Source organism: Brooklawnia sp., from assembly GCF_049651565.1.
Taxonomy (GTDB): domain Bacteria; phylum Actinomycetota; class Actinomycetes; order Propionibacteriales; family Propionibacteriaceae; genus Brooklawnia.
In genome coordinates, this window is the sequence record NZ_JBASCI010000042.1 from 1 (window position 1) to 9,832 (window position 9,832).

The 9,832-nt window shown below is 69.9% G+C and carries 12 protein-coding genes; 10 read left to right on the forward strand and 2 right to left on the reverse strand.

What is annotated here, in order from left to right:
- The coding region (locus WBL05_RS02145) for a DNA repair protein RadA (protein WP_424223423.1) at positions 1-949 on the reverse strand (949 nt) is incomplete at its 3' end.
- Positions 950-1,019: 70 nt separating this feature from the next.
- Positions 1,020-1,658 (reverse strand): VOC family protein, encoded by a 639-nt coding sequence (locus WBL05_RS02150; RefSeq protein ID WP_424223425.1) that lies wholly within the window; start codon positions 1,656-1,658, stop codon positions 1,020-1,022.
- A gap of 174 nt (positions 1,659-1,832) precedes the next feature.
- On the opposite strand from WBL05_RS02150, the gene WBL05_RS02155 reads away from it, so the two are divergent.
- The 10 genes from WBL05_RS02155 to WBL05_RS02200 form a co-directional block, all read left to right on the forward strand.
- The gene (locus WBL05_RS02155) at positions 1,833-2,627 is read left to right on the forward strand and encodes a sugar phosphate isomerase/epimerase family protein (RefSeq protein ID WP_424223427.1); all 795 of its coding nucleotides are present in this window, start codon (positions 1,833-1,835) and stop codon (positions 2,625-2,627) included.
- The gene (locus WBL05_RS02160; RefSeq protein WP_424223428.1) at positions 2,624-3,550 is read left to right on the forward strand and encodes a proline dehydrogenase family protein; all 927 of its coding nucleotides are present in this window, start codon (positions 2,624-2,626) and stop codon (positions 3,548-3,550) included. Before WBL05_RS02155 ends, WBL05_RS02160 begins: the two co-directional genes overlap by 4 nt.
- Complete coding sequence (locus tag WBL05_RS02165; RefSeq protein ID WP_424223430.1) at positions 3,551-3,913, forward strand: hypothetical protein; 363 nt, start codon at positions 3,551-3,553, stop codon at positions 3,911-3,913.
- The gene (locus WBL05_RS02170) at positions 3,910-4,326 is read left to right on the forward strand and encodes a CPBP family intramembrane glutamic endopeptidase (RefSeq protein WP_424223431.1); all 417 of its coding nucleotides are present in this window, start codon (positions 3,910-3,912) and stop codon (positions 4,324-4,326) included. The genes WBL05_RS02165 and WBL05_RS02170 overlap by 4 nt, the downstream gene beginning before the upstream one ends.
- A gap of 23 nt (positions 4,327-4,349) precedes the next feature.
- On the forward strand, positions 4,350-5,378 hold the full coding sequence (locus WBL05_RS02175) for an aspartate-semialdehyde dehydrogenase (protein ID WP_424223432.1): 1,029 nt from the start codon (positions 4,350-4,352) through the stop codon (positions 5,376-5,378).
- 2 nt (positions 5,379-5,380) lie between these two features.
- Complete coding sequence (gene proC / locus WBL05_RS02180) at positions 5,381-6,175, forward strand: pyrroline-5-carboxylate reductase (RefSeq protein WP_424223433.1); 795 nt, start codon at positions 5,381-5,383, stop codon at positions 6,173-6,175.
- A 134-nt stretch (positions 6,176-6,309) separates the two neighbouring features.
- Positions 6,310-6,411: a 30S ribosomal protein bS22 gene (locus tag WBL05_RS02185; protein WP_084669282.1), complete on the forward strand. Its 102-nt coding sequence runs from the start codon at positions 6,310-6,312 to the stop codon at positions 6,409-6,411.
- 112 nt (positions 6,412-6,523) lie between these two features.
- On the forward strand, positions 6,524-8,128 hold the full coding sequence (locus tag WBL05_RS02190; protein ID WP_424223435.1) for a uroporphyrinogen-III synthase: 1,605 nt from the start codon (positions 6,524-6,526) through the stop codon (positions 8,126-8,128).
- Between the two features lie 53 nt (positions 8,129-8,181).
- Positions 8,182-9,639: a mycothione reductase gene (locus WBL05_RS02195; RefSeq protein ID WP_424223436.1), complete on the forward strand. Its 1,458-nt coding sequence runs from the start codon at positions 8,182-8,184 to the stop codon at positions 9,637-9,639.
- The coding region (locus WBL05_RS02200; protein ID WP_424223437.1) for a hypothetical protein at positions 9,636-9,832 on the forward strand (197 nt) is incomplete at its 3' end. The genes WBL05_RS02195 and WBL05_RS02200, both read left to right, overlap by 4 nt.

Genomic DNA, 9,832 nt, shown 5'->3' on the forward strand with positions numbered 1-9,832 from the left:
GACCCTCCTGCGGGGCCGGCGCGACCAGCGACTGCACCTCGGCCAGCAGCGGACGACTACCCTCCATGGTCACCGTTACGCAGGTGCCGGGCACGGGTTCGGTGTGCCGGGAGGTGAACAGCCCGGACGGGTCGGGCACTTCGACGATGCCGCGTTCGGCCATCTCGAAACAGCCCACCTCGTCGGCCGGGCCGAACCGGTTCTTGGTGGCTCGCACCATCCGGAAGCCGGAGTGCCGATCACCCTCGAAGGCCAGCACCACGTCCACCAAATGCTCAAGTAGCCGCGGCCCGGCGATGCTGCCGTCCTTGGTGACGTGGCCGACCAGGATCACCGCCATGCCGCGGCGCTTGGCGACCCGCACCAGTGCTGCAGTCACCTCCCGGACCTGGCTGACCCCGCCCATGCTGCCGTCCGCCTCGGCGGTGCCGATGGTCTGGATGGAGTCGACCACCAGCAGGCTCGGATCGGCCTGCTCGATGTGTCCCAGCACGGTGCCCAGGTCGGTCTCGGCGGCCAGCAGCAGCCGGTCGGCGACCGCGCCGGTGCGTTCGGCCCGCAGCCGCACCTGCGCGGCGGACTCCTCACCCGAGATGTAGAGGGTGGTGTGCCTCGCCCTGGCCCAGCGGGCAGCCACTTCGAGCAGCAGGGTCGACTTGCCGACCCCCGGTTCGCCGGCCAGCAGCACCACCGCACCCGGTACCAGACCGCCACCCAGGACGCGATCGAGTTCGCCGATGCCGGTCAGCGTCCGGTCGGCACTGCGCAGGTCGACCTGGCCGATCGGCACCGCCCTCGTCGCCGGCGCCGCGGCACTGACCTCAGTGAGCTTCGGGGCGCCGCGCTCGGCGACGCTGCCCCAGGTCTGGCACTCCCCGCAGCGGCCGACCCAGCGCACGGTCGTCCAGCCGCACTCGGTGCATTGATAACTGGCGTTCTTGTTGGCCACGCGCCAACCCTAGGGGTCGACACCGACAAGACTCAGTCGCCACGTGGCCGGCAGCCCGGGTAGGCGTCGGTCAGATGCGGACCAGGCCGCGTCCGGGGACGTCGAAGACCACCGCCGACAGGCCGGGATGGCCGTGCGGGCTGGTGAACTCGATGCGGACGCCGTCGAAGACGTCGTTGAGTTCGACGCCGATCCACTCCTCGACGCGCTCCTTGGAGCCCGCGATCTCGAGGGTGTCGAGCCGGATGTCGCCCGCCAGCGCCGAGGGCAGCACGTCCGCCGGTGACTCCCACTTCAGGAAGTACGGCAGTTGCGGGTCGGTCATCAGGCCCTTGATGCCGATCTGTTCCCACTCCAGGCGGCGTCCGTCGGGGAACTGCCGGGAACCCGGAACGGCCGAGCGCTCCAGCCGGAGTTCGTAGGGGGCGAGGTCGTCCACCGAGATCACCCAACCCAGCCAACCGCCACCCAGTTCCTGCCGGGCGCGCACCGCCTGCCCGTAGACGGCCTTATCGGCCGCGGGGTGGTCGAGCACCTCAACCGCCTCGATGTAGCGTCCATCGGTCAGCGGCAGGATGTTGTTCCTGGTGCCGAACCTGGGGTGGAATCCGCCGTCCCTGAACTTGCGCCCCAACGCCTCGGTCAACTCGGCGACGGTGGTCTGCAGTCCTTGCGGCCCGGCGACGAAGGTCAGGTGATCCAGATGCATGTGCTCATTGTGGCAATGCCAACCTCGGATGGCGAAACCGGGTCGCGCCTCACCCGAGCCCCGGCGCGGACGGAGGCTTCCCAGTACGGTTGGGGTGTGCAGTCAGAGCCCTTTGATCACTTGCGAGGTGATCCCGGCCGCACGGGCGCGTCGGGGCATCGAAGGCTGCCGCTGGTGGGGCTGGGCACCTCCACGGTCTACCCCGAAACCACCGCCAACGCGTTCGAGCTGGCGGCGGCGGTCGGCTACGACGGCGTCGAACTGATGGTTGGGATCGACCCGCCGAGCACCGACATCGACTACGTCCGCAAGCTGGTCGACTACCACCAGGTGCCGGTGCTGAGCGTGCACTCGCCCTGCCTGGTGATCACCCAGAACATCTGGGGCAACGACCCGTGGGAGAAGCTGAGACGCTCCTGCCGGGCCGCCAACGACCTGGGCGCCGACGTGGTGGTGGTGCACCCACCGTTCCTGTGGCAGCGGGAGTACGCGCGCAACTTCGTGGCCGGCATCCGGGGCCTGGCCCGGCAGACCGGCGTCACCCTGGCGGTGGAGAACATGTACCCGTGGCGGGCGCCCGGCGCCACCGTCTTCGGCTACGTGCCCGACTGGGACCCGACCGAGCAGGACTACGACGCCCTCACCCTTGACCTGTCGCACGCCGCCACTGCGCAGGCCAGCTCGCTGGACTACGTGGAGGCCTGGGGCAACCGGCTGCGACACGTCCACCTCACCGACGGTCTCGGTTCCAGCCGGGACGAGCACCTGTTCCCCGGCGAGGGCAACCAGGACGCCTGGCAGGTCGTCGAACGGCTCGCCGCCGGCCGGTACAGCGGCCACATCATCCACGAGATCAACACCCGCCGGGCCGCCGACCACGAGGAACGCGAGCAGCAGTTGGCAGATTGCCTCAAGCAGACCCGGCGGCACTTGATGCTGGGCAGGACAGGGCGGGGAGAACGGCCATGAGCGATCTGTTGGTGCGGTGGGCCGGACGCGACCGGGTGCGTCGGGCGGCGGTGTCCAATCCCGCCGTGCGCGACCTGGTGGCGCGTTACGTCGCCGGGGAACGCCTCGACGACGTGCTGCCGGTGCTGCACTCGCTGGTCGACAAGGGCCTGCTGGTCAGCGTGGAGTACCTGGGGCTGCCGGTGGCCGCACTCGCCGACGCCCGCACCAACCAGGCCGGCTACCTCGACCTGATCGCCCGGCTCGTCGACGAAGACCTGGCCGGGGTGTCGGAGGTGTCGATCCGGCTCAGCCTGCTGGGGCTCGACCTGGGACGCGACGGCGAGGCGTTCGCGCTGGAGGCCGCCCGCCGGATCACCCGGGCCGCAAGCAACGCCGGCGCCCTGGCGACCCTCGACATGGACGGCATCGAGACCACCGACGCCACCCTCGGTGCGTGGACCGAACTGATCCAGGACCTGCCCCGCACCGGCATCACGGTGCAGGCCGAGCTGCACCGCACCGAACGTGGCCTGGCCAACCTCGCCATGCCCGGGGTGCGGGTCCGGCTGGTCAAGGGCGCCTTCCAGGAGTCCCGCGCCCAGGCGTTCCGCAACGGCCACGAGATCGACCTGGCCTACGTCCGCTGCCTGCGGCGGCTGATGAACAGCCAGGCGGTGCCGCTGGTCGCCACCCACGACCCCCGCCTGGTCGCGATCGCCGAAGAACTGGTCCGGCGCAGCGGCCGGGCGTCCGACAGCTACGAGTTCCAGATGCTGTACGGGGTGCGGCCGCTGGAGTTGCGGCGGCTGGCCGACATCGGGCACCAGGCGCGCTCCTACGTCCCGTTCGGGCCGGGCTGGTATGACTACTACCTGCGCGGGCTGGTCGAGCGTCCGGCCAACGTGGCGCTGTTCCTGCGGTCGCTGTTGGGGAAGCGTTAGGTGCCTGCCACCGCAGCCGGCGGCAGGCGCTTCCTGGTGGCCGAGACCGTGCTCGTCCTCGGGTTGTCACTGGGACGTTCGGCGGTCTACTCGGTGCTCAACATCATCAACCGGCTCACCATCCCGGATCGTCCGCTCGGTGAGCAGACCTCGACGATGAACGCCTCGGTCACCCCCGACCGGCCGTGGCTCGACTTCGCCTACCAGCTGGCCAACAACACCTTCCCGTTCTTCCAGCCGGCACTGGCGCTCTACCGCTGTGGCGGATCTGGCCGCCCCCGCACGCCCCGTGGCGGGCGATCGGCCTGGACGGCCGCCGGCTCGGCCGTGACATCGGCTGGGGCGTCGGCATCGCCGCGGTGATCCTGGGTCCGGCGCTGGCCTTCTATCTGCTGGCCCGCCAGCTAGGCATCAACACCACCATCGTGATGGCCGACCTGACCGAGGCGTGGTGGACGATCCCGATGTATGTGCTGGCCGCGTTCATGAATGGCTGCCTGGAGGAGGTCGTGATGATCGGTTACCTGTTCACCAGGTGGCGGCAGGCCGGTTGGCAGCCAGCCGTGATCGTCGTGGTCAGCGCTCTGATCCGGGGGACTTACCACCTCTACCAGGGGTTCGGCGGCTTCATCTCGAACCTGGCGTTCGGGCTGCTGCTGGGCTGGCTGTACACCCGCACCGGACGCCTGTGGCCGCTGATGATCGCGCACGCCCTGATCGACGTGGTCGCCTTCGTCGGCTATGCGCTGTTGGCCGGCGTGGCCGATTGGCTCTGAGGCGGGGCGCTAGGCTTGCGGCCATGCGTGTTGGAGTCTTCGGAGCAACCGGCCAGGTCGGCAACGTCATGCGGACGCTGCTCGACGAGCGCAACTACCCGGTCGACGAGATGCGGTACTTCGCCTCGTCCCGGTCGGCCGGACGAAAGCTGGGTTGGCGGGACGCCGAGGTGACCGTCGAGGACATGGCCACCGCCGACTTCGGTGGGCTGGACGTGGCCATCTTCAGCGCCGGCAAGACCGCCTCCCGCGAGTTCGCGCCGAAGGTCGCCGCCTCCGGCGCGGTCGTGGTCGACAACTCCTCGTGCTGGCGGATGGATCCGGACGTGCCGCTGGTGGTCTCCGAGGTCAACCCGGAGGACGCGATCAACCCGCCGAAGGGCATCATCGCCAACCCGAACTGCACCACCATGGCCGCGATGCCGATCCTGAAACCGCTCAACGCGGCCGCCGGGCTGCAGCGGCTGATCGTGGCGACCTACCAGGCCACCTCGGGTTCGGGGGTGGCCGGTGTCCGGGCGCTGCGCGACCAGACCCTGGCGGCGGTCGAGCAGGACTTCGCCCGGCTGGCCTTCGACGGCAACGCGCTGGCCCCGGTCGACAACGCCCCCTATGTGGCCCCGATCGCGTTCAATGCGGTGCCGATCGCCGGCTCGCTGGTCGACGATGGCAGCCTCGAGACCGACGAGGAGCAGAAGCTCCGAAACGAGTCCCGCAAGATCCTGCACCTGCCCAACCTCGCGGTCTCGGGTACCTGCGTGCGGATCCCGGTCTTCGCCGGCCACAGCCTGGTGATCAACGCCGAGTTCGAGCGCCCGATCAGCCCGGCCGAGGCCACCGAGTTGCTCGCCGACGCCCCCGGGGTGCGGCTGGTCGACGTCCCCACCCCGCGGCAGGCCGCCGGAGTGGACGAGAGCCTGGTCGGCCGGATCCGGGTCGACCAGTCGGTTCCGGGCGGTCGCGGCCTGGCCATGTTCGTGGCCTGCGACAACCTGCGCAAGGGGGCGGCGCTGAACGCGATCCAGATCGCGGAACTGCTGGCCAGGGCCTGATCGTGGCGACCAGCACGCTGCCGGTGGTGGTCGTCGGCGGCGGGGTGATGGGCGGCGCGCTGGCGTCCGGCCTGGTGCGGGACGACTGGACGCGGGTCAGCATCGTCGAGGCGCTGCCCGAGCGGCGGGCCCAACTGGCCGACGAACTCGGCGTCCCGGTCAGCGCTGAGCTGGCCGACCTGCTGCCCGGTGCCGCGGTGCTGGTGCTGGCGGTCAAGCCCAACCACGCCGCCGCGGTGCTCGACCAGGCGTTCGACCTCATCGAGCCGGGCACCCTGGTGCTGTCCATCTGCGCCGGGGTGACCATCGCCGAACTGGCCGACCACCTGCCGGCCGGCACACCGATCGTCCGGGCGATGCCGAACACGCCGGCCCAGGTCGGCGCCGGGATGGCCGCCCTGTCAGCCAACCAGGCGGTTACCGACGACCAGCTGCAGCTGGCGGTGCGGTTGATGGGCGCGGTCGGCCGGGCGATCGTGCTGCCCGAGTCGCTGCAGGACGCCGTCACCGCGGTCAGCGGTTCGGGGCCGGCCTACGTCTTCTACCTGGCCGAGGCCATGATCGAGGCCGGCGTCCAGTTGGGTTTGACGCGGCAGCAATCCGACGAACTGGTTCGGCAGACCATCCTCGGTTCGGCGCAACTGCTCGCCGGCGGGGAGCACCCCGCGGTGCTGCGGGAACGCGTCACCTCGCCGGGCGGCACGACCGCCGCCGCCATTCGGCAGCTGGACGCCCACGCCGTGCGGGCAGCCATCAGCGCCGCGGTCTGGGCTGCCCACGACCGTAGTCGGGGATGACCACGACCAGCGCGAACGATCGCTGGTTTTTCACAGCGGAACCGGACGGGTAAGCTGACCTGACGCGGTGCCGCCACCTGGCACCGTTCCGCGCGTTTGCGCGCGGGTTGAATCGGAATTCCGAAAGGCACACAGTGGGATCAGTCATCAAGAAGCGTCGCAAGCGCATGGCGAAGAAGAAGCATCGCAAGCTGCTGAAGAAGACGCGCATCCAGCGGCGCCGCGCGGGCCGCTGACCAGACTGTCGCAGGGATCCCCCAGGCCGTAGCCGTCCCGACGTGGCTGCGGTTCGGCTGGGGGATTTCGGTGTGTCGTCGTCGACGGCATCGTTTCTCGAGGAGTCGCGTTTTGAGTGAACAGCAGCCGGCAATCGCTGTCGAGCAGTGTGATCCGGACGACCTGATCGGCCGGATCCGCCCGACCCGTACCGCACCTGGCCATGTGGTCTTCGTCGGCACCGGGCTCGGTGGGCCACTGCGGTTGACCCTCGAAGGCCTCAAGACGATCTCGGACGCCGACGTGGTGGTACTCAACCCCGATGTCGATGCCGACCTGCTGGCCGAACCGGAGGTCAACCAGGACCCGCACACCCCGCTGCTGCTGGCCGGCGACGAACCCGACCTGGACAAGATCGCCCAGCTGGCCGGCTCCGGGTTGACCGTCGCCTGGCTGGTTGCCGGTGATCCGATGGCCGACGGGCAGGCCGGGACGCTGGCGTGCGCGCTGGCCGAACGAGGCGTCCGGCTGGATATCGTGCCGGGGCTGCCGAAGGCGTCGCTGGCGCTCACCTCTGCCGGGGTCAGCCAGGGCAACGGCATGTGGCGGCTGGCGCAGGATCCGGAGCTGGTGGAGTCCCAGCCGAACATCATGGCGCTGGTGCGGGTCGAACAGGTCAGCGAGCTGGCCGAGCAGATCCGGCAGCGCGGGCTGCCGGCCGACACGCCCGCCCTGGTCACCCTGAACTACGCATCCAGCAGCCAGCGGTCGCTGGAGAGCACCCTCGCCGAACTTCCCGAGGCTGTCGCCGGGTACGAGGACGAACAGGTGGCGATCGTGGTGGGTAGCGCCGCCCAGCGCGACCCCCGACTGAACTGGTACGAGTCCAAGCCGCTTTTCGGCTGGCAGGTGCTGGTGCCCCGGACGAAGCGTTCATCCGGGGTGATGGAGCGCCGCCTGGAGCACCACGGCGCGATTCCGGTGCAGGTGCCCACCACCTCGGTGGAACCGCCGCGGAATCCGCAGCCGATGGAGCGGGCCATCCAGGGACTGGTGGACGGGCGCTACCAGTGGACGATCTTCAACTCCGCCAACGCGGTGCGGGCGGTGACCGAGCGGCTCGGTGAGCTGGGTCTGGACTCGCGGGCGTTCTCGGGGCTGCGGATCGCGGCGATCGGCCACAGCACGGTTGAGGAACTGCGCAGCTGGGGAATCACGCCCGACCTGGTACCCGAGGGCGAGCAGCGCGGCGAAGCGCTGGCCGCCGAGTTCCCGGTCTTCGACGACATCCTCGACCCGATCAACCGGATCCTGGTGCCACGGGCTGACATCGCGGTCGATGCGCTGGTGTCCGGAATCACCGCGCTGGGCTGGGAGGTTGACGAGGTGATCGCCTACCGGACCGTTCGCGCGGCCCCGCCGCCGCCGGAGATCCGCGATTCGATCAAGGCCGGACGCTTCGACGCCGTGGTGTTCAGTTCGGCGTCCACGGTGCGCAACATGGTCGGCATCGCCGGCAAGCCGCACACCGGCACGATCGTGGCCGCGATCGGGCCGGCCACCGTGGCGTCCTGTGAAGAGCACGGGCTGCGCGTCGACGTGGTGCCCGAGCACCCGACCGACATCGAACTGGTGGACGCCCTGGCCGAGTTCGCGGCCGCCCGCCGCGCCGAGCTGATCGCCCGCGGCGAACCGGTCAGGAGGCCGTCCCAACGCCGCACCCGTCGCCGCAAGTGACGGTGCCGCTGGCGTGTTGGAGTGCTGTCGGCGGAGTCTGACATGATGACGACATGGAGTCCAGCACCGGGCCGCGACCCGACCACGTAGACCTGTGCATCATCGGTTCGGGCTCGGGCTTGAGCCTGATCGACGATGACATCAACGACTGGCAGATCGCGCTGGTCGACAACGGCGTGGGCCCGATCCACATCTTCGGCGGCACCTGCCTGAATGCCGGCTGCATCCCCAGCAAGATGTTCGCCTACCCGGCGCGATACGCCCTCGCGCCCACCGACGCCCGCCGCGTCGACGTGGACGTCGAGTTCGGTGGCGCCGACTTCAAGGCCATCCAGCAGCGCACCTTCGGCCGCACCGATGCGGTCGCCGAGGAGGGATTGGCCGGGCTGGAGAGCCGCCCGAACGTGCAGGTGCTGACCGGGCGGGCCACCTTCGTCGACGAGCGCACCATCCGGGTGGGGCAGCGCCAAATCACCGCCGACCGGATCGTGATCGCGGCCGGATCGCGGCCGAGGATGCCGGAGGTGCCCGGCTTCGACGAGCCGTACCTGCAGGCGTTCGTCCACACCTCCGAGACGATCATGCGGATCGAGGAACTGCCGAAGAAGCTGGTGATCCTCGGCGGTGGCGTGGAGGCGGTGGAGTTCGGCCACATCTTCGCCGGCATGGGCTGCCAGGTGTCGATCATCACCCGTAGTGAGCCGCTGTTGCGCCACCATGACGCCGAGGTCGCCAGCCGGGTCACCGAAGCGATGGCCCGCCGGATGGTGCTGCGGCTCAACCAGCAGGTCACGCTGCTCGAGCCGGGCGACAGCGGTGGTGTGGTGCTGAGCACGCAGGACGCCACCGGCATCGAGTACACCTACGAGGCCGACGCGGTGCTGGTCTGCCTGGGCCGGATCCCGAACGGTGACCAGTTGCGGATCGAGAACGCCGGCCTCACGCCCGACCCGATGGGCTTCGTACCGGTGGACCAGTACCAACGCACCAGCGTCCAGCACATCTGGGCGCTCGGCGATGTCTGCTCGTCCCACATGCTAAAGCACCTCGCCAACCGCCAGGCCCGGGTGGTCAAGCAGAACCTGCTGGCCGAGCGGGATGGTCGCCCGTTGCAGGCCAAGGACGAACGGTTCCTCCCGCAGGGTGTCTTCGGTGAGCCGGAGGTGGCCACGGTGGGGCTCACCGAGGCGGAGCTCAACGCGGCCGGCATCGAGTACCTCAGCTACGTCCACGAGTACGCGTGGGTGGCCTACGGCTGGGCGCTGAACGACCAGGAGCACTGCGTGAAGCTGATCAGCGACCCGGCTGCCGAGCAGTTGCTCGGCGCGCACATCATCGGGCCGCAGGCGACTTCGTTGATCCACCCGCTGGTGCAGGCGATGACGTTCAACCAGCGCATCGAGGACATCGCGCGGGCGCCGTACTGGATCCATCCGGCGCTGACCGAGGTGGTCGAGAATGCGCTGCTGGGTCTGCTGAAGCTGGCCGCGGAGCGGTCTGGCCGCCAGTGAGCGGGTTGCGGTGGGGGACGCTGCTGCTGGTCGCCGCGCTGGGTCTGGCCACCGGGTGCGCCTCGACACCCGGGCCGGCCGAGAGCGGGTTGACGTCGGTGCCGTCGCGACCCACCACGGTTGCCGCCCAGACCTCGGCCCCGGCCAGTGAGCCGGGTCAGCCTGCCAGCGGATCGGAGGCGGAGGCGAGCTG

Excerpts from the sequence above, each read along its gene's own strand:
- WBL05_RS02150 (WP_424223425.1), bottom strand. The coding sequence starts at position 1,658 with ATGCATCTGGATCACCTGACCTTCGTCGCCGGGCCGCAAGGACTGCAG.
- WBL05_RS02160 (WP_424223428.1), top strand. The coding sequence starts at position 2,624 with ATGAGCGATCTGTTGGTGCGGTGGGCCGGACGCGACCGGGTGCGTCGG.
- WBL05_RS02175 (WP_424223432.1), top strand. The coding sequence starts at position 4,350 with ATGCGTGTTGGAGTCTTCGGAGCAACCGGCCAGGTCGGCAACGTCATG.
- WBL05_RS02195 (WP_424223436.1), top strand. The coding sequence starts at position 8,182 with ATGGAGTCCAGCACCGGGCCGCGACCCGACCACGTAGACCTGTGCATC.